Source organism: Sphingobium sp. LB126, assembly GCF_002795205.1.
GTDB lineage: Bacteria > Pseudomonadota > Alphaproteobacteria > Sphingomonadales > Sphingomonadaceae > Sphingobium > Sphingobium chungbukense.
On record NZ_NETV01000001.1, the window covers coordinates 3,162,787 to 3,181,002 of the forward strand.

The window sequence follows — 18,216 nt, forward strand, 5'->3', positions numbered from 1 at the left end:
TTTCGACCGGAAGCTGCGTCTGCGCCATTTACTGTGTTTGATCGGGCACATTAATGTTGTAACCAAGCCACTATGGAAGGCGCAGTCACTCTTCCGGTGCGTGGCCGGGCATGGAAAAGGCATTTTCCGCCCTTCCTGCGTCGTCGCCTGGCCGCGGTGGTGGAGGCGGTGACGCTCATCCTTTTCCTGGGCATGGCAGGCATCACTTATTTCCTGCTGACCGGGCAGGGGCAATCCTACACCTTGCTCACGCCGCCGATCGTGGCATTGTTGCTGGTGGCCAATCTGGTGCCCGCGATCGCACTGCTCGTGCTGCTCGGGCGACGGGTGGCGAAGCGGCGGGCGGCGCAATCGGCCATCGGCAGCGACGGGCAGTTGCACGTCCGGCTGGTGGCGATCTTCTCCATCGTCGCCAGCGTGCCGATGCTGCTGGTCGTGATCTTCGCCTCACTGCTGTTCCAATATGGCGTGCAATTCTGGTTTTCCGACAGCGCGCGCGGGATGCTGCAAAATGCGAGCGACCTGGCGCGCGGCTATTATGAGCAGAATCTGCGCGACGTCCGGGACGAAACCGTCACCATGGCGAGCGACCTGCGCGACTATCTCGGCCAATCGACCGTCTCCAGCCCGCGCTTTGCAGAGGGCTATATCTATCAGGTCGTGACCCGGAAGCTCAATCGGTCGGCCATCATCGAGATCGGCAAGGACGGTGTGGCGCGCACCGCGGCGACAGTCGATCCGGAAAGCCGTCCCGTGTCGGAAATGCTCACCCCCGACGTGGTGAAACGATTGTCATCCGGCGAAGATGTGGTGGTGGCGGCCAAGCCCAACCAGATCGAGGCGGTGACGCTGCTTTATCCGAACGCGAAAATCTATCTCTACGCCACGCGGGATTCGGGTTCCACGGCGTTTTCCAATGTCGAGCGGGCGCAGAAGGTGTTGTCGGATTACGACATTTTCGCCGCGCAATCCCGCGCCTTGCAACTGCGCTTCAACATCATGCTGTTCGTCGGGTCGCTGCTGCTCGTCGGCGTGGCGGTCTATATCGCGCTCAAGGTCGCCGACTGGATGGTGCGGCCGGTCAACGAACTGGTGATGGCGGCACGACGGATCACGGCCGGCGACCTGTCGGCGCGCGTAACCAGTCCGCAAGCGCGCGACGAGATCGGCACGCTGGCGTCGGCGTTCAACCGCATGACCCAGCGGCTGGAGGCGCAGACGGGCGCCCTGGTGGCCGCTAACAGCCAGCTCGATGAACGCCGCGCCTTCATCGAGGCGATCCTGTCAGGCGTGTCGGCGGGCGTGCTGTCCGTGGACCGGGAAGGGGTCATCCTGCTGCTCAACAGCTCTGCTGCGGCGATATTGGTGCGTGAAGGCGACGATCCTGTCGGGCGTCCGTTGACGGACGTGTCGCCGGAACTGGCGGCGCTGATCGCGTCGGAGGAGGGCGCCGGGATCGTTCAGATCCGCGCCCATGGCGATGTACGCACGCTGGCGGTCAAGGTGTCGGAGGATGCCTCGCGCCATATCCTGACCTTCGACGATATCACCCAGCAGCTATCCGACCAGCGGCGCGCTGCCTGGTCCGACGTGGCGCGGCGGATCGCGCATGAAATCAAGAATCCGCTCACCCCGATCCAGCTTGCCGCCGAACGGTTGCAACGCCGCTATGCCGAGGAGGTGACGAGCGACAAGGCGACCTTCACCCGCCTTACCGGCACCATCGTCCGCCAGGTGGGCGATCTGCGGCGGATCGTGGACGAATTCTCCTCCTTCGCGCGCATGCCCAAGCCCGTGTTCCGACGGGAGCGGATCGACGATATCGCCCGCCATGCGCTGTTCCTGCATGAGGTCGCACATCCCGATATCCGCTTCGAATATCGGTTGGACGACATCGATGTCGAACTGGTCTGCGACCGGCGGCAATTGGGACAGGCGCTCACCAATATCGTCAAGAATGCCGTGGAGGCGATCGAGCCCAAGCCGGCTGCGGACGATGGCGACGTAAGGGGCCATGTCTGTATGACCGTGGATCATGAGAACGGCCATCTGCTGATCGAGGTGCGCGATGACGGCATCGGCCTGCCGCCGGAACGGGAACGGATATTGGAACCTTATATGACGACCCGGACGAAGGGGACGGGCCTTGGCCTCGCCATCGTGAAGAAGATCGTCGAGGAGCATATGGGCGAAATCCGCTTCGACGATGCCGAAGGCGGCGGCGCACGGGTAACGCTGCGTTTCCCGGTCGCCGCGCTCGAAAAATTGGAGGAGGGGCAGGTGATCGCCTTGCCCAAAGGAAAAGTGACGGCCAATGGCGCTTGATATTCTGATAGTAGACGACGAAGAGGACATCCGCGATCTGGTTGCGGGTGTGCTGGAGGATGAAGGCTTCGCGACCCGCACCGCCGCGAACAGCGACAGCGCGATCGAGGCGCTGGACGCGCGGCGCCCTTCGCTGGTGCTGCTGGACGTCTGGTTGCAAGGGTCGAAGCTGGACGGGCTTGAGCTGCTGGAGGAGATCAAGCGCCGCGACGCGACCATTCCGGTGCTGATGATCTCCGGCCATGGCAATATCGACACCGCCGTCGCCGCGATCCGCAAGGGCGCTGCGGACTTCATCGAAAAGCCGTTCGAGGCGGACCGGCTGCTGCATTTGGTGTCGCGCGCGACGGAGACGGAGCGGCTGCGGCGCGAAAATCAGGTGCTGCGTGCACGGTTCGGGCAGGACGATGAACTGACCGGGACATCGGCGGCGATCAATTCCGTGCGGGCGACGATCAAGAAGGTGGCGGGCACGGGCAGCCGTGTGCTGATCTCCGGCCCCGCCGGCGTCGGCAAGGAAGTGGCGGCGCGCATGCTCCATAGCTGGAGCGGGCGGGCCGACGCCCCCTTCATCATCGTTGCCGCCGCCCGCATGGACCCCGATCGCGTCGAGGAGGAGCTGTTCGGCGTCGAGGACCCGAGCGGCCTGGTGCGCCCCGGCTATCTGGAGCAGGCGCATGGCGGCACGCTCTATCTGGACGAAATCGCGGACATGCCGCTGACGACGCAGGCCAAGATCCTGCGCGTTCTGACCGACCAGAGCTTCACCCGCGTGGGCGGGCAGAGGCAGGTGAAGGTGGACGTGCGTGTCATTTCATCGACGGCGCTCAACCTGGCGACGGAGATCGAGGAGCGGCGGTTCCGCGAGGATCTTTTCTATCGCCTCAACGTGGTCCCGCTCGTCATTCCGCCGCTGGCCGAGCGGCGCGACGATATTCCGCCGCTGGTCGAACATTATCTGGCGCGCTTCGCCGCTGACCGCCGGGTTCCCCCGCCGGAAATCGCCAGCGACGCCATGGCCGCGCTCCAGGCCAATGAATGGCCCGGCAATGTCCGCCAGCTCCGCAATGTCATCGAACGCACGATGATCCTGGCGCCGGGCGAGCGGATCGGGCGGATCGAGCTCGACATGCTGCCTGCCGAACTCACCAGCAACGGCGGTTCGGAAGGCATGGGTCAGTCCGCGATCATGGGCGCGCCGCTTCGCGAGGCGCGGGAAAGCTTCGAGCGGGAATATCTGCGCATCCAGATCAGGCGCTTTTCCGGCAATATCTCCCGCACCGCGACCTTCATCGGCATGGAGCGTTCCGCGCTCCACCGGAAGTTGAAGCTGCTGGGCATCACCGATGGGAAGGACGGTTGAGACGGGCCGAGCGGCTTTTCGCCATTCAGGGCATGGACGGCTCTTCGCAATTGCGGTAGGTTGGCCCCGCTTCCGACAGGCGGGAGCAGGCAAGACACTCTGCTTAAGGGTGCGAGAGCGGGTAACGTCCCGCCAATAAAGGAATGGTGAAGACCATGGCCGACAAAGTGAATAACCTCCAAGACATCTTCCTGAACAGCCTGCGCAAGAGCAAGACCCCGGTGACCATGTTCCTGGTCAAGGGCGTGAAGTTGCAGGGCATCATCACCTGGTTCGACAATTTCTCCGTGCTGCTGCGGCGGGATGGTCAGTCGCAACTGGTGTACAAGCATGCGATCTCGACCGTCATGCCGGCGCAACCGATGGATCTGACCGATCTGCGCAAGGCCAGCGACGGCAACGGCAAGTCGAAGCTGCTTCAGGAAATCTTCCTGAGCGCGGTGCGTAAGTCCGGCAGCCCCGTCACCATGTTCCTGGTGAACGGCGTCATGTTGCAGGGCGAAATCGCCGCCTTCGACCTTTTCTGCATGCTGCTGGAGCGGGACGGCATGGTCCAGCTCGTCTACAAGCATGCGATTTCGACGGTGCAGCCGTTGCATAATCTCGACCTCTCCGGCGAAGGCGAGGGCGAGGATTGATCGCTTTTTCTTGTCCCCGCCCGTCTTCCCATGAGACGGACCGGGGGCGTAAGCGTTAAGCCCCTATGGCTGTTTTCAACCGGGATTCTGCTGACGAGGTGTCGCGCGGTGCGCGCGCCATCGTCGTGCGTGCCGATGTCCACGGACCCGAACGTCGCGACAGCGATGCGCGGCTGGAGGAGGCGAGGGGCCTTGCCCTCGCCATCGGAATCGACGTGCGCGCGGCGCAGGCCTTCCGCGTGCGCGACCGCAAGCCAGCGACGCTGTTCGGCAGCGGGCAGGTGGACCAGATCGCGACGCTGGCCCGGATGGAAGAAGCCGAACTGGTCATCGTCGACAATGCGCTCAGTCCCGTGCAGCAGAGCAATCTGGAGAAGGCGACCGAGACCAAGGTCATCGACCGGACCGGGTTGATCCTGGAAATTTTCGGCGAACGGGCCGCGACCAACGAAGGGCGGCTTCAGGTCGAACTGGCCCATCTCGACTATCAGGCGGGACGGCTGGTGCGAAGCTGGACCCACCTTGAACGGCAGCGGGGCGGCTTCGGCTTTCTGGGCGGTCCCGGCGAAACACAGATCGAGGCCGACCGGCGGATGATCCGCGACCGCATGGCGAAGATCCGCCGTGAGTTGGATCAGGTAACGAAGACGCGCGGTCTCCATCGGGCGCGGCGGCAACGTGCGCCCTGGCCGGTGATCGCACTGGTCGGCTACACCAATGCGGGCAAGTCGACGCTGTTCAACCGGATGACCGGGGCTGAGGTCATGGCCGAAGACCTGCTGTTCGCGACGCTCGACCCGACCATGCGGCAGATCGCCCTGCCGGGCCTAGACAAGGCTATTCTTTCCGACACGGTCGGCTTCGTTTCCGACTTGCCGACGCAGCTGATCGCGGCGTTCCGCGCAACCTTGGAAGAGGTGCTGTCGGCCGATCTGATCGTCCATGTCCGCGATATCGCCCATCCCGACACCGAGGCGCAGCGTGATGACGTCATCGACGTGCTGAGCGAACTGGGTGTAGCGGGGGAGGGAGCGCTTGAGGCGGGCGAGGGCCAGGAGCCGCCGCCGATCATCGAGGCGTGGAACAAGCTTGACCTGTTGGATGAGGATGCGGCCGCGCTGGCCCGCGAGACGGCGGCACGACGGGACGACGTCGTGATCCTGTCGGCATTGACGGGAGAGGGAGTCGACAGCCTTCAACGGACGATCAGCGCGCGGTTGACCGCGGGCGCGCAAATCCATCAATTGCGCGTACCGCTGGCCGACGGCGCCGCCATGGCCTGGCTGCACGAACATGGCGAGGTGATCGGCAGCCGCGCGGAGGGTGAGGCTATGCTGGTCGATGTCCGCCTGTCGGACTCTGCGCTGGCGCGCTTCCTCAAGCGCCGGGCGAATTGAGGGCGGGGCGGATCAGGTCCGCTTCAACTGCCGTTTCGCCTCCTGCCAAAGGGCTTCCTTCCGGTCGAGAGGCAGTGAGGGGAAATCTGCGCCTGCCATGTCTTCCATGGCGCGGAAGCGCTTTTCGAACTTGCCGTTCGCGGCGCGCAGGGCAACCTCGGGATCGACCTTCAAATGGCGGGCGAGGTTGACCACCGCAAAAAGCAGGTCGCCGATTTCCTCTTCCTGGTCCTCCGGAGAGGTCGCCGCCCGCACCTCGTCCAATTCTTCCTCTATTTTTTCGATGACGCCACCGATATCGGGCCACTCGAAACCTGTCCGCGCGGCACGTTTCTGAATCTTTTCCGCGCGCAGCAGAGCGGGCAGGGCAACCGCGACGCCTGCGAGCGCGCTGGGATCGGGGTCCTTGTCGGCGCGTTCGGCGGCCTTGATCGCTTCCCATTGCGCATGGCCATCCTCGCGGGCCGCGCCTTCTCCAAAGACATGCGGGTGACGGCGGACCATCTTCTCGGTGATGCCGTCGATCACATCTTGCAGCGCAAAATGCCCATTCTGTTCAGCCATGCGGCTATGGAAGGCCACTTGCAGCAACAAATCGCCCAGTTCGTCACGCAGCGCCGCCATATCGTCACGCTCGATCGCGTCGACGACCTCATAGGCTTCCTCGATCGTATAGGGCGCGATGCTGGCGAAATCCTGCTCTATATCCCATGGACAGCCGGTTTGCGGATCGCGAAGCCGGGCCATGACATTGGCAAGGGGCATGATGTCGGCGGGACTCGCCTTGGCACTGGAGGACATGTGGAAACCCGGATAATGGAACTGCGCTCGGGAATAGGATGTTAGCGGAGGGATGACCAGAGGCGCCAGAGGCGGTTTCGATTTGAAGCGCGACATCCAACGTGATGCGTAGCATTTCATCCGGGGTGGGGCGAGCCCCACCCCGGATGGCCAAATTTATCCGGCCTTGAGGAGGGCGATCTGCTCTCCCAGGACCTCCTGCGGAGTGCGATAGCCTAGACACTTGCGCGGTGTGCTGTTGAGGCGGTCGGCAACGGCCTGGACCTCCTTGTCCGACAGCAGTGCAATGTCGGTGTCGGAGGGTAGGAAGCGCCGGATCCGTCCGTTACAATTTTCCACGCAGCCTTTTTGCCAGGGCGCTGACGGCAAGCAGAAGTAACTGGTGATGCCGAGCCTGTTTTGCAGTGTCGCAAAGGCGGCAAATTCCGTGCCTCGATCGAAGGTGATGCTGCGTCGGAGGGAGGGGGGCAGAGCATGCAAATGCCGATCAATGCCGGCCATCACACCGGCAGAATGGCGGCTCGGATTACGCGCAAGGAAAGTGAAGCGGCTGCAGCGTTCGACCAGCGAGGTGAGGTTGGCTTTGCCATATTCTCGCCTGAAGATGAGGAGATCGCCTTCCCAATGTCCGAAGCTGCTGCGATCGGCGATTTCCTGCGGCCGTGCGCCGATCGTGTTGGCCACGGGAATATGGAGACCGCGCGGCTTTCGACCGTAGCGTTGCCGGCGCGAACGGCGGGCGACGGGCAGATGGCGCCACAGCTTTTGGTGCCGTCCATCAGGTCCATAGACATATTGGTAGATGGTTTCGTGGCACACCGCCTCGCGCATGCCCCGATGACGTCGAAGGTAGCCTGCAATCTGTTCTGGCGACCAGGCGGCCGACAAGCGATCAGCGATGTAAGCGGCGAGCTCCGGCTGGCGGGCGATCTTCCCGCCTCGCACACGACGGCCGCGCGCTATGGCTTGGGCAACCGTGGGATAATAGCCACGAAACAGCGGATGCTCATCAAGGTGCCGGTTGCGCTTGAGCTCGCGATAGATCGTTGCCGGATGACGTCCCAATGCTTCCGCAATCTGCCGCACTGACCGCCCAGTCGCGATCAACTGATAAATCTCCCGCCGATCATCTAAACCTACATGCTGATAGCCGTTCATCGCGTGCCTTCCTGGAAAGGGGATCAAACCCTCATAAATCCAAGGATTTCGCACTTCGATTTAGAATCCACCAGACCGGTTTATAAAGTACGATAATAATGATTATGTTAAATTCATGCTCTGCCGCTGCGGTCAGTCTTCCAGAATGCGGCTATACCGCTGCGTCTCGCGCATCCGGATGTAGACGATCAGCGATATGGCGATCATCACCGTGACGTAGATATAGAAAGCCTGCTCGACGCCCATTTGCTTGAACCATAGCGCGACGAATTCCGCGGTGCCCCCGAACAAGGTGTTGGCCAGCGCATAAGGCAATGCGACGCCGAGCGCCCGGATGTGCGCCGGGAAAAGCTCCGCCTTCACCACGGCATTGATCGATGTGTAGCCGGTGACGATAATGAGCCCCGCCATCACCAGCAATCCCGCCACCAATGGGTCTTTGGTCACGGCCAGCGTCGCGAAGATCGGATAAGTGCCGACCACGCCCAGCACGCCGAAGCCGATCATCAGCGGTTTGCGCCCGACACGGTCCGACAAGGCGCCCGCCAATGGCTGCAGCAGCATGAAAAGGAACAATGTTATCCCATTGATCTGAGAAGCAATTTCTCGACTAAGCCCGCTGGTGTTGACCAGGAATTTCTGCATGTAGATGGAATAGGCGTAGAAGGCGATCGTGCCGCCGGCGGTCAACATCATGACCGTCAGCGTTTCACGCGGATGGCGTGTGATCAGTTCGATGAAACCCGATCTCGGCGCGCCCTCGGCCTTCGCTTTGACAAAGCTCTGCGTTTCGGACAGGCCGCGCCGCAGCCAGAACACCACCACCGCCAGCGCACCACCGATCAGGAACGGGATGCGCCAGCCCCATTCGTCCAGTTCCGCTTCGCTGAGCGCCGCTTGCAGGACCAGCAGCACACAGATCGCAACCAGTTGCCCGGCGATCAGCGTCACATATTGGAAGCTGGAGAAAAAGCCGCGTCGATTGCGCCCCGCCATTTCCGACAGGTAGGTCGCGCTGGCGCCATATTCGCCGCCGATGGACAGGCCTTGCATCAACCGGGCGAGGACCAGCAACAAAGGCGCCCCGATGCCGATCGTCCGATAGGATGGCGTGATCGCGATCAGCAGCGATCCCGCGCACATCAGCGCGACGGAAAGAGTGAGACCGCTTTTTCGGCCATGCCGGTCCGCATATACGCCCATGATCCAGGCGCCGATCGGCCGCATCAGAAATCCCACCGCGAATATGCCGGCGGCGCTCAGCAACTGGGCCGTGCGGTCTTCGCTGGGGAAGAAATGCTGGGCGAAATAAAGGGTGAAGGCGGAATAGGCGTACCAGTCATACCATTCCACCAGATTGCCGGTCGAACCGCCGATAATGGCCTTCAGGCGCTGACGCTGGTCGGGTGCGGCCAGGGGTGACGTCATGGTGTCAGCACCATTTCGCCATTCTGGACGCCCCAGCTTTTCAGGCGTGAGAGCATGTTCATGCCGATCACGTTCACCTCCCCGAAGGCGGGCGAGATCACGATGTCGAGGTCGCTTGCCCGGATCGGGCCGATGGCCAGGGTGGAAATGGTGGACCGTTTGGCGTCGATCTTGCCGTTGGCGGTCATCATGCTGACGCCGGGCGCGTTGAGGTCGAAATTGAGGCCGGATGCGCGCGCGGAGGCGACCGAAAGGGCCGTGACGCTGGCGCCGCTGTCGATCAGGAAACGCGCCGGCGTGCCGTTGACCATCCCCTCGACCCAATAATGGCCGTCCGGCGCAACCGGGATGTGCAACGCCTGCCCGTCTATGCGTGCGGCCGGCGGCGATGATGTTTCGGGCATGGATATGCTGTCCCCCTCCCCACCGATGCGGTCGGAGAACAGGCCATATTGCTCGCCCATCTTGAAAAGACCGAGCAGCACAGCGAAAATCACCGCCCACAGCATGGCCATTCGCAGCATCCCGCCCATGGGCATCCGCCGGGCCAACAGGGCTGATCCGACCAGGACGAGCGCCAGCACATACCACAGGCTGGACATCGCCTGGTCGCCGCTCATCCCTGCTCGCCCCCGCTCGCTTGCGTGTCCAAATCCATCACCATGCCGTCATAGCCCGGTTCGACGCCGGCCGGTAGGGTGCGGCATAATGTCGCATAATCCATGCTCTGGTCCATATGCGTCAATATCGCACGGCCCGGACGAAGCGCCTCCACCGCATCCAGCGTCAGCGCCAGATGCGCATGGGTCGGATGCGGCCGTTCCCGCAGGGCATCCACCACCCAGATATCGAGACCATCGTAAAGCGCCATCATCTGTGGCGTCATATCATGAAAATCAGTAGCATAGCCGACAGACCTACCGCCATATGTAAAGCGGAAGCCGGTCGAAAATATCTCGCCATGGGGCTGATCGGCGCAGGCGATGTCGATGTCCCCGATGCGCAGTCCGTCAGGCAGCACATGCGGCTCTATCGTCGGATGATAGCCATGGCGGCCTTCAAAAGCATAGCCGAAGCGTTCCCTCAGCAGTTTGAGCGTTTCGGCACGGGCATAGCCTGGGACCGGCGCGCCGCGATGATGATAAAGCTGGCGCACATCATCCAGGCCGTGGCTGTGATCCGCATGGTCGTGCGTCCAGAGGATCGCGTCTATGGCGATGACGTCGGCCGCCAGAAGCTGGGCACGCATATCGGGCGACGTATCGATCAAAAGACGGGTGGTCGGGCTTTCGACCAATATGGAGACGCGGGTACGCTGGTTTTTCGGTTCGGCGGGATCGCAAGCGCCCCAGTCATTGCCGATGCGGGGTACGCCCGACGATGTGCCGCTGCCCAGAATGGTGAGTTTAAGGCTCATCCGACCTTGCTGAACAAGGTGCGGAAATTGGTGGACGTGGCATCGGCCAGTCGTTCCACGCTTTCTCCGCGCAATTGGGCGAGGAAGCGGGCGGTGTCGGCGACGAAGGCGGGCTCGCAAGGCCTGCCGCGATGGGGAACCGGAGCAAGGAAAGGCGAGTCCGTTTCCACCAGTAGACGCTCCAGCGGCAGGCGGGCGGCGGTCTCCTGCAAATCCCTGGCATTCTTGAACGTCACAATGCCCGAAATGCTGATGTAGAAGCCCAATTCCAGCGCCGCATCGGCAAAGGCACCGCTGGCGGTGAAGCAATGGATGACGCCGCCATAGGCGCCCTTCCCCATTTCATCGCGCATGATGGCCAGCGTATCGGCCTCCGCATCGCGGGTGTGGACGATCAGCGGCAAGCCGGTTTCGCGCGAGGCGGCGATATGGGCGCGGAAGCTCTTCTGCTGCCGTTCGCGGTCGCTATGGTCGTAATAATAATCGAGGCCGGTTTCACCGATGCCCACGACACGCGGATGGGCGGCGCGTTCCACCAGCTTGGCGGTGTCGACATGGGGATGCTCGTCCGCTTCGTGCGGATGGATGCCGACCGTGGCCCACACATCGGGTTCGCGCAGCGCCGTGCCCAATACCTCATCCCACTCGCTTTCGCGGGTGGCGATGTTGAGCATCAGGCCGACGCCTGCCTCCCGTGCCCGTTCAAGCACATTCTGCTGATCTTCGATCAACCCCTTGTAATTCAAATGGCAATGGCTGTCGATCAGCATGGCGTCACGCCTCTTCGCCGGGCAGTTCGAGGCGCGGAAAAAGCGGCTTGGGCGCGCCGAGTGTAAACTGCGACGCGCGGAGTTGCGCGTACCAGTCGGTGCCGATGGTTGCGAAGCTCCGCGCCCCTTCGTCGATGCCCATCTGGTCGAGCAATGCCGACGCGCTGGCCGGAATGATCGGCTGGATGATGATGGCGAGATGGGCGATGGCTTCGTAGAGGGTGGCAAGCACCGCCTCCATCCGGGCGGGATCGGTCTTCCGCAGCGTCCAGGGTGCTTGCGCGTCGATATAGGCGTTGCAGGCGAAGACGGCGCGCATCCAGGCCTCGATCGCGGTCGAGGGGGCCAGATCGGCCATGGCATTCTGGAAGGTCCGGGCGGCTTCAGCGACAGTCTTGAGCAGGTCGCTGTCGACATCCTGCGCTGCCGGTTCGGGCAGGCTGCCTTCGAGATTCTTCGCGATGAAGCTCAATGTCCGCTGCGCCAGGTTGCCGAAGCTGTTGGCAAGGTCGCTGTTGGCGCGGGCGACGATCGCTTCGGCGCTATAGCTGCCGTCATTGCCGAAAGTGACTTCGGACAGCAGGAAATAGCGCAACTGGTCGACGCCGAAGCGATCGGCCAGTTCCATCGGATCTGCGACATTGCCGAGCGACTTCGACATCTTCTCCCCCCGGTTGAGGAGGAAGCCATGGCCGAACACCTGTTTGGGCAGAGGCAGTTTCGCACTCATCAGGAAAGCCGGCCAATAAACGGTATGAAAACGCACGATATCCTTACCGATGATATGCGTGATATCGCCGCCTTCGGACCAGTAGCGGGCCATGCGTTCGGCATCGTCGGGATAGCCGCAGCCGGTGAGGTAATTGGTGAGCGCATCGACCCAGACATACATGACATGGCCGTCGCTGCCCGGCACCTTCACGCCCCAGTCGAAGCTGGTGCGCGATACGCTGAGGTCCGAAAGTCCACCCTCGACGAAGCGCATGATCTCGTTGCGGCGGCTGTCGGGCTGGATGAAGTCCGGCTGGCTGGTGTAGAGGTCCAGCAGCTTCTGCTGATAGGCGGACAGGCGGAAGAACCAGCTTTCCTCGACCGTCCACTCGACCGGCGTGCCCTGGGGCGAGAGCTTCTCGCCGCCCTCTCCCTCCCGCAGTTCCTTTTCGTCGTAAAAGGCTTCGTCGCGGACCGAATACCACCCCTCATAGCGGCCGAGATAGAGGTCGCCATTGGCCTCCATCGCCTGCCAGATGGCCTGGCTGGCGTGATGATGGTCCGGCTCGCTGGTGCGGATGAAACGATCATAGCTGATATTCAAGCCATCATTCATGGTCTTGAAATAACCTGACATTTCGTCAGCCAGTTCGCGCGGCTCGATGCCCCGGTTGCGTGCCGTCTGGGCCATTTTCAGCCCATGTTCGTCAGTGCCGGTCTGGAAGAAGACGTCACGACCCATCATCCGCTGGAAACGGGCGATCGCGTCGGTGGCGATCACCTCATAGGCATGGCCGATATGCGGGCGGCCGTTGGGATAGCTGATGGCGGTGGTGATGGTATAGGGCTTGGACATGCGGCTTCACTAGCGGGTGTTGCCGCCCGCGCAAAGCCGCTTTTCAACGAGCCAGGGCGGCGACGTGACCGGCGAGTTCGAACACCACGGCACCCGGTTCGAGCGACAGGATGATGGCGCCGCTCGCAAGCTGTCGCGCGGCCTCCCAATGGTCGAGCGCCTGGCCCAGCGCCGCGCCGCGCCGCTGCCGCGCCGCGCTCGCGATGAAGGCGGGCGCCCGTTCCAGAAAGGCTTCGTAGCGCGGGCGGGCCGTTTTGGACGCCAGCGTCTTTGCCAGGATCAGCCGCTGGCGGTTTCCGGGATCGCCATCGGCCGCGATGGCCGCCAGTGCCTGCTCCATATCGGCAATGCCAAGACCCGCATAGCGTAGCGCCTTTCCGGGCGATCCTTCCCCGGCGCGGACCAACGCGTCCAGTTCGGCGGGCGACAATGCTTCATCCGTCGCGCGCAATACCGTTCGCAGGGCTTCATCGCTCAAAGGTTCGAAGCGCATGGTGCGGCACCGGGAGCGGATGGTGGGGAGAAGGCGTCCGGGGGCATGGCTGACCAGCAGGAACAGCATGTCGGCGGGCGGCTCTTCCAGATTTTTGAGGAGGGCGTTGGCGGCTCCGCGCTCCAGATCGTCGGCGCTGTCGATCACCACGATGCGGCGCGTGGACATGGAGGGTGCGGACTGGATCAGCCGCTGAAGGCCGCGAATCTGGTCCACCGTGATGTTGCGCGCCGTGCCGCTATCCTTTTCCAGGCAGAAGAGTTCCGCATAGTCCGGATGCGCTTCGGCCTCGAACAGGCGACGGATCGGGTGATCCTGCGGCACGTAGAGCCCTTCGCCGGGCATGGCCGGGCCGGCAGCCTCGGCCAGCAAACGCAACGCCATGGCACGGGCAAAGCTGGCCTTGCCGATGCCCCGCGGCCCGGAGAGGATCCAGCCATGATGCAGCCGCCCGCTGCGCGCGGCGGCCAGCAAGGTGTGCCCCTGTTCATCATGGCCGAGAAGTGACGTCATGGCAGCAGGTCTTGCAGGGCGATGAGCAGGCGGCCGGTCACCACCTCGGCGGCGCCTGACGCGTCAATGGCAAGGAAACGATCAGGTTCTTCCCTGACGAAGCGCGCGAAAGCCGCCGCCACGGCGAGATGGAAGGCCCGGTCACGTCCCCCGATCCGATCGGAAGCCTCGCCGTCACGGCTGCGGGTCCGTGCGCTCGACTCCTCCTCCGGCAAGGTCAGGAAGAGGGTGCGGTCAGGCAGGAAGCCCTCGCTGCCGATCCGGTGAAGCGCCAATATGTCGGCATCGGTCAGTTCGCCCATGCCCTGATAGGCACGGCTGCTGTCCAGGAAGCGATCCGACAACACCCATGCCCCACGATCCAGTGCCGGACGGATCATCTTTTCGACATGGTCGGCCCGGGCGGCCGCGAACAGCAAGGCTTCGGCGCGGGGATTCCAGCGGTCGGCACCGCCGGTCAGCAACAATGCGCGGATCGCCTCCGCGCCTTCGCTGCCGCCCGGTTCGCGGGTTTCGACCACCTCCACACCGCGCGCGCGCAAAGCTGCCGCAAGTGCCCGAAGCTGGGTCGACTTGCCCGCCCCCTCCCCGCCTTCCAGAGAGATGAAACGCCCCTTTGTCGGCCGAACCGTCACCCGAAGAACGACTTCAACCCGTTCCACAGGCGCCAGAAAATGCCCGCTTCGGACACATCCTCGCCGGCGACCAGCGGCAGGATCTGCGGCGGAGTGTCAGGGGTGGAGATGATGAGCTGCGCGATCTTCTGGCCCTTGGCGATGGGTGCCTTGATCGGGCCGGTATAGGCGACCTTGACCGAAATCTGGGACGAAGCCGCCCGCGGCAGGGTCACGGCCATGTCCTGCGGCGCGACCAGCGCGACCTTGGTGGCGCTGCCCAACTGGACCTCGGCGGTTTCGACGGTCTGCCCCTTCTTGAACAGCGGCTGCGCCTTCCACGCGCGGAAACCCCAGTCCATGAAACGCACGGATTCGGCAATGCGCTGGTTTGCGCTGGTGAGACCCGCGACGACCATCACCAGGCGACGGCCTTCCTGCTCCGCAGAGCCGGTGAAGCCATAGCCCGCCTCCTCGGTATGGCCGGTCTTGAGGCCGTCGGCGCCCTGTACCTTGCCCAATATGGGATTGCGGTTGCCCTGCTCGATATCCGCGCCGCCCATGGTCTTGCCCCAGGTGAAGGCACGGGTGGCGTAGAATTTCTTGTAGAGGCTGGGCGTTTCCTCGATCGTCGCTTCCGCGAGCGAGGCAAGGTCGGCGGCTGTCACATAGGTCACGCCTTCATCCGGCCAGCCGTTGCTGGTGCCGAAATGGCTGTTCTTGAGACCCAGCCGCTTCGCCTCCTGGTTCATCAGCGCGACAAAGGCCTGTTCGGTGCCGGCAATGCCCTCCGCCAGAACGACGCAGGCATCATTGCCGGACAGCGTCACGATGCCGTGCAGCAGATTTTCCACCGACACCTGCTCGCCGGGCGAAAGGAACATGGTGGACCCTGCCTGGGGACCATGCCATTGCTGCCAGGTTTCGGGACGGACAGTGAATGTCTGATCGAGTTTAAGGTCCCCCTTCTGGATCATGCGGAAGGCGACATGGACCGTCATCATCTTCGCCATGGAGGCCGGAGGCATCCGGGTTTCGCCGCCCTGGTCGAAGAGTACGGCGCCGGAGGACAGATCCTTCATATAGGCGATCGGCGCTCCGCTGCTGTAGGGCGGCGCGGCCGCCACCAGCGGCTGGGACAGCAACCCGACGAACAGGAGGGCGGCGACGGACTTCTTCATGCAGGACAGCCTTCGGATGAATGGATTCTTGTTTCATTAGCCCTGACCGGGCCAATCGCAAAGAGGTCTATTGCCGGACCGCGTCCGCCAGCAGGCCGACGGACAGGGCATAGAAATTGGAGCAATTATAATCCAGGATCGCGCGGTAATTGCTGGTAAGCAGATAGGCCGTCTTGCCGGGGCCGTCCGGTTCCAGGAGCGTCGCCATCACCGGGTCGGCGGGCCAGTTGCCGCCGCTCGAGACCACCCCCATGCGCCGCCATTCCGCCATGCTGAGCCAGCGGCTGTGCCGGTTGAATACCCGCTCGCAGCGGGCCGGCCTGGTACGCGCGGCGATCGACGCGCGATCGAGCCCCATGGGCACGGACACGGCGATGCCCCAGGGCTGGCCGCGCCGCCAGCCGGCGTGGACGAAATAATTGGCGATGGAGGCCAGCGCATCCGCTTCGCTGTTCCAGATATCGACCCGGCCGTCACCATCGCCATCCTTGCCCAGGCGCAGATAAACGCTCGGCAGGAATTGCGGATAGCCGGTGGCGCCCGCCCAGCTTCCGATCAGGCGGCTGCGGGGTACGCCATTGTCCAGCATCTTGAGCGTTGCGAGCAATTCAGGTTCGAACAAGCTACGGCGGCGTCCCTCATAGGAGAGGGTGGCCAGCGAACGGATCAGATCGAAATCACCGGTATAGGCGCCGTAATTGGTCTCATGACCGTAAATGGCGACCATGATCTCCTCCGGCACGCCGGTCTCCGCCTCGATCCGGGCGAGCCGGGCGCGATTGGCGAGATAGGCGGTGCGCCCCCGGCCGATGCGTGCGGCATCGACATGGGTGCGGCGATAGGGCTCGAAATTCGGAATGGGTGCATAAGCGCCGCCGCCCGGCTGGTTCTGGTCCAGTTGCACGACGCGCGGATTGGGCGTCAGCGTGGCGAAGACGTCGTTCAATGTCGCGTCCCTGATCCCCATGGCGCGGGCGCGGGGGCGGAGGGATTCGAGATAGGACCGGAACGCGACATCCTCCTGCGCCATCACGCTGTCCGCCGTCAGGCTGCCCACCATGACGGCGGCCATGCCCAGCAACAGCGACACTATCGACGAACGCATTGAAGAATCTCCTTGTCCCCTTTTGTTGCACAGGGATGCCGCGGCGTGAATCCCCTTATTGGCACATGACCGGATAATGGCGACGAAAGCGATTTTTCATGATTTTTGCGCTTGGCATGGCTGCCCGGTTCGCTAGGAAGCGGGACGACGGACAGGTGGCCGAGTGGTTTAAGGCAGCGGTCTTGAAAACCGCCGTGGGTTTACGCTCACCGTGGGTTCGAATCCCACCCTGTCCGCCATCTGTTCACAAGATCTTGCCATATCATTCCAGGCCGGTCCTCCCATGCGCATTCGCTTGCACCGGCGCAATCCTCTCCCGCCAATTTGATCCCCGTTAATGTGGACCCGTCTTTTTCCTGCTAATGATGGCCTTCACTATCGGGAGATGACGATGTCTGTCGACACCGACGCGCGCTACCTGTTCCAGCGTGCCCGTGAAGAAGCCGCGAAAGCCGATGCCGCCTTGAAAAGAAGTGGCCCGCGGCAAGAAATTGCGGCGCATCGCGAATTGGCGCTCCGTTACAAGGTCAGAGCCCTGGCGATGTCCTGTTCCGATCAGGTCCTGCATGATGCCATGGAGAAGGACCAGGGTTGAGTCGGCTGTCTTTCCGCCGATGTGTCCGACCCGGTCGCCGGGCGGGAACCTTTTGCCAATGAGCGGATTGAGATAAAAAAAAGCGCTCCCGGGCAAGGGACTGCCGGGAGCGCGACTTGTCTGCTGTCGGGCATCCAAATCGCGTTCGCCATAACAGGAACATGCGTTTTGGACAATCTATCTAATGGGCTACCCTTCCATTTCCGTAGCGTCATTCCCAAAATTCACCTCAAAGTCGGTGCGCCCCGGCTATGAGGTCCCACGCCGTGGACAAAAAGCCCAATTGAACTGCGTCCAGGGAAATGCCATTCCGCATCGGTCAGGAAGACGGAATGATGGATCAGATGGAAACTCATGCAGCCCCTCCCTTGCCGACCGTTGAGGACGGTCAGCGCTGGAAGCGGCTTTCGCCCGTCGAAACAGGCCCCTTTGGCCGCTGTCCCCGCTGCGGCGAAGGCCATATATTCCACGGATTTCTAACCTTGCGCGACCGATGCGAGGTTTGTGGGCTTAGCTACGACTTTGCCGATCCTGCGGACGGCCCCGCCGTGTTCGTCCAGCTCTTCGCCTGCGTGCCGGGTGTCATCTTCATCGTCATGCTGGAGATACTGGCTCGGCCGGGCCTGTGGGTGCATCTGGCGGTCGGTATTCCCGTTCTGATCCTGACCGCGGTGTTGCCCCTGCGGCCGATCAAGGGATGGCTGGTAGCCGCCCAATATGTGAACAAGGCGCAGGAGGCAGGGACCGCCCAATTATGGGCGAAGCTGAATGATGAACGGCCTGCCGATTAGGCAGGATTCGGCCTGAGGGCGTCGATTCATCGGCATCAACGCCCCCTGGCATGAAGGCGC

17 protein-coding genes and 1 tRNA gene are annotated in these 18,216 nt (G+C 62.9%); 7 read left to right on the forward strand and 11 right to left on the reverse strand.

Going from position 1 to position 18,216, the window contains the following annotated elements; all coding sequences use genetic code 11:
• The first annotated feature begins 72 nt into the window (after window positions 1–72).
• The 4 genes from CAF53_RS15510 (at window position 73) to hflX (ending at window position 5,723) form a co-directional block, all read left to right on the forward strand.
• Window positions 73–2,325 carry an ATP-binding protein gene (locus CAF53_RS15510; protein ID WP_100238541.1) on the forward strand — a complete coding sequence of 751 codons (2,253 nt, stop codon included), beginning with the start codon at window positions 73–75 and terminating at the stop codon, window positions 2,323–2,325.
• The gene (locus CAF53_RS15515; protein ID WP_046762817.1) at window positions 2,315–3,688 is read left to right on the forward strand and encodes a sigma-54 dependent transcriptional regulator; all 1,374 of its coding nucleotides are present in this window, start codon (window positions 2,315–2,317) and stop codon (window positions 3,686–3,688) included. The genes CAF53_RS15510 and CAF53_RS15515 overlap by 11 nt, the downstream gene beginning before the upstream one ends.
• A gap of 143 nt (window positions 3,689–3,831) precedes the next feature.
• A complete protein-coding gene (gene hfq, locus CAF53_RS15520) occupies window positions 3,832–4,326 on the forward strand; it encodes an RNA chaperone Hfq (RefSeq protein ID WP_269748622.1) in 495 nt (164 codons plus the stop codon).
• Between the two features lie 65 nt (window positions 4,327–4,391).
• Complete coding sequence (gene hflX, locus CAF53_RS15525; protein ID WP_046762818.1) at window positions 4,392–5,723, forward strand: GTPase HflX; 1,332 nt, start codon at window positions 4,392–4,394, stop codon at window positions 5,721–5,723.
• Window positions 5,724–5,735: 12 nt separating this feature from the next.
• Here hflX and mazG read toward each other — a convergent pair whose 3' ends face one another.
• The 11 genes from mazG to CAF53_RS15580 form a co-directional block, all read right to left on the reverse strand.
• Window positions 5,736–6,524: a nucleoside triphosphate pyrophosphohydrolase gene (gene mazG, locus CAF53_RS15530; protein WP_046762819.1), complete on the reverse strand. Its 789-nt coding sequence runs from the start codon at window positions 6,522–6,524 to the stop codon at window positions 5,736–5,738.
• Between the two features lie 156 nt (window positions 6,525–6,680).
• Window positions 6,681–7,682 carry an IS30 family transposase gene (locus CAF53_RS15535; RefSeq protein WP_100238542.1) on the reverse strand — a complete coding sequence of 334 codons (1,002 nt, stop codon included), beginning with the start codon at window positions 7,680–7,682 and terminating at the stop codon, window positions 6,681–6,683.
• 132 nt (window positions 7,683–7,814) lie between these two features.
• The gene (locus CAF53_RS15540; protein WP_100238543.1) at window positions 7,815–9,110 is read right to left on the reverse strand and encodes an MFS transporter; all 1,296 of its coding nucleotides are present in this window, start codon (window positions 9,108–9,110) and stop codon (window positions 7,815–7,817) included.
• Complete coding sequence (locus tag CAF53_RS15545; RefSeq protein WP_100238544.1) at window positions 9,107–9,730, reverse strand: TIGR02281 family clan AA aspartic protease; 624 nt, start codon at window positions 9,728–9,730, stop codon at window positions 9,107–9,109. Before CAF53_RS15545 ends, CAF53_RS15540 begins: the two co-directional genes overlap by 4 nt.
• A complete protein-coding gene (locus CAF53_RS15550) occupies window positions 9,727–10,527 on the reverse strand; it encodes an MBL fold metallo-hydrolase (protein ID WP_100238545.1) in 801 nt (266 codons plus the stop codon). Before CAF53_RS15550 ends, CAF53_RS15545 begins: the two co-directional genes overlap by 4 nt.
• Window positions 10,524–11,297 (reverse strand): TatD family hydrolase, encoded by a 774-nt coding sequence (locus CAF53_RS15555; RefSeq protein WP_100238546.1) that lies wholly within the window; start codon window positions 11,295–11,297, stop codon window positions 10,524–10,526. Before CAF53_RS15555 ends, CAF53_RS15550 begins: the two co-directional genes overlap by 4 nt.
• A 4-nt stretch (window positions 11,298–11,301) precedes the next feature.
• Window positions 11,302–12,864: a methionine--tRNA ligase gene (gene metG / locus CAF53_RS15560; RefSeq protein WP_100238547.1), complete on the reverse strand. Its 1,563-nt coding sequence runs from the start codon at window positions 12,862–12,864 to the stop codon at window positions 11,302–11,304.
• A 43-nt stretch (window positions 12,865–12,907) separates the two neighbouring features.
• Window positions 12,908–13,870 (reverse strand): AAA family ATPase, encoded by a 963-nt coding sequence (locus CAF53_RS15565; RefSeq protein WP_100238548.1) that lies wholly within the window; start codon window positions 13,868–13,870, stop codon window positions 12,908–12,910.
• Window positions 13,867–14,532, reverse strand: coding sequence for a dTMP kinase (gene tmk, locus CAF53_RS15570; RefSeq protein ID WP_242443450.1), 666 nt, complete (start codon window positions 14,530–14,532; stop codon window positions 13,867–13,869). Before tmk ends, CAF53_RS15565 begins: the two co-directional genes overlap by 4 nt.
• Entirely contained in the window at window positions 14,502–15,665 is a 1,164-nt protein-coding gene (locus tag CAF53_RS15575) for a D-alanyl-D-alanine carboxypeptidase family protein (protein WP_046762827.1), read from the reverse strand. The genes tmk and CAF53_RS15575 overlap by 31 nt, the downstream gene beginning before the upstream one ends.
• 67 nt (window positions 15,666–15,732) lie before the next feature.
• On the reverse strand, window positions 15,733–16,770 hold the full coding sequence (locus CAF53_RS15580) for a lytic murein transglycosylase (protein ID WP_100238550.1): 1,038 nt from the start codon (window positions 16,768–16,770) through the stop codon (window positions 15,733–15,735).
• A gap of 149 nt (window positions 16,771–16,919) precedes the next feature.
• Between CAF53_RS15580 and CAF53_RS15585 the strand changes: the two genes are divergently transcribed.
• The 3 genes from CAF53_RS15585 (at window position 16,920) to CAF53_RS15595 (ending at window position 18,156) form a co-directional block, all read left to right on the forward strand.
• Window positions 16,920–17,009, forward strand: a tRNA-Ser gene (locus tag CAF53_RS15585).
• 152 nt (window positions 17,010–17,161) lie between these two features.
• Window positions 17,162–17,365, forward strand: coding sequence for a hypothetical protein (locus tag CAF53_RS15590; protein ID WP_046762829.1), 204 nt, complete (start codon window positions 17,162–17,164; stop codon window positions 17,363–17,365).
• A 332-nt stretch (window positions 17,366–17,697) separates the two neighbouring features.
• Window positions 17,698–18,156, forward strand: a complete 459-nt coding sequence (locus tag CAF53_RS15595; protein ID WP_242443451.1) for a DUF983 domain-containing protein — start codon at window positions 17,698–17,700, stop codon at window positions 18,154–18,156.
• Window positions 18,157–18,216 lie beyond the last annotated feature (60 nt).

What these genes read in the sequence shown, in the direction of transcription:
- CAF53_RS15510 (WP_100238541.1), top strand. Translation starts at nt 73, where the DNA reads ATGGAAGGCGCAGTCACTCTTCCGGTGCGTGGCCGGGCATGGAAAAGG.
- CAF53_RS15515 (WP_046762817.1), top strand. Translation starts at nt 2,315, where the DNA reads ATGGCGCTTGATATTCTGATAGTAGACGACGAAGAGGACATCCGCGAT.
- hfq (WP_269748622.1), top strand. Translation starts at nt 3,832, where the DNA reads ATGGTGAAGACCATGGCCGACAAAGTGAATAACCTCCAAGACATCTTC.
- hflX (WP_046762818.1), top strand. Translation starts at nt 4,392, where the DNA reads ATGGCTGTTTTCAACCGGGATTCTGCTGACGAGGTGTCGCGCGGTGCG.
- mazG (WP_046762819.1), bottom strand. Translation starts at nt 6,524, where the DNA reads ATGTCCTCCAGTGCCAAGGCGAGTCCCGCCGACATCATGCCCCTTGCC.
- CAF53_RS15535 (WP_100238542.1), bottom strand. Translation starts at nt 7,682, where the DNA reads ATGAACGGCTATCAGCATGTAGGTTTAGATGATCGGCGGGAGATTTAT.
- CAF53_RS15540 (WP_100238543.1), bottom strand. Translation starts at nt 9,110, where the DNA reads ATGACGTCACCCCTGGCCGCACCCGACCAGCGTCAGCGCCTGAAGGCC.
- CAF53_RS15545 (WP_100238544.1), bottom strand. Translation starts at nt 9,730, where the DNA reads ATGAGCGGCGACCAGGCGATGTCCAGCCTGTGGTATGTGCTGGCGCTC.
- CAF53_RS15550 (WP_100238545.1), bottom strand. Translation starts at nt 10,527, where the DNA reads ATGAGCCTTAAACTCACCATTCTGGGCAGCGGCACATCGTCGGGCGTA.
- CAF53_RS15555 (WP_100238546.1), bottom strand. Translation starts at nt 11,297, where the DNA reads ATGCTGATCGACAGCCATTGCCATTTGAATTACAAGGGGTTGATCGAA.
- metG (WP_100238547.1), bottom strand. Translation starts at nt 12,864, where the DNA reads ATGTCCAAGCCCTATACCATCACCACCGCCATCAGCTATCCCAACGGC.
- CAF53_RS15565 (WP_100238548.1), bottom strand. Translation starts at nt 13,870, where the DNA reads ATGACGTCACTTCTCGGCCATGATGAACAGGGGCACACCTTGCTGGCC.
- CAF53_RS15575 (WP_046762827.1), bottom strand. Translation starts at nt 15,665, where the DNA reads ATGAAGAAGTCCGTCGCCGCCCTCCTGTTCGTCGGGTTGCTGTCCCAG.
- CAF53_RS15580 (WP_100238550.1), bottom strand. Translation starts at nt 16,770, where the DNA reads ATGCGTTCGTCGATAGTGTCGCTGTTGCTGGGCATGGCCGCCGTCATG.
- CAF53_RS15590 (WP_046762829.1), top strand. Translation starts at nt 17,162, where the DNA reads ATGTCTGTCGACACCGACGCGCGCTACCTGTTCCAGCGTGCCCGTGAA.
- CAF53_RS15595 (WP_242443451.1), top strand. Translation starts at nt 17,698, where the DNA reads ATGATGGATCAGATGGAAACTCATGCAGCCCCTCCCTTGCCGACCGTT.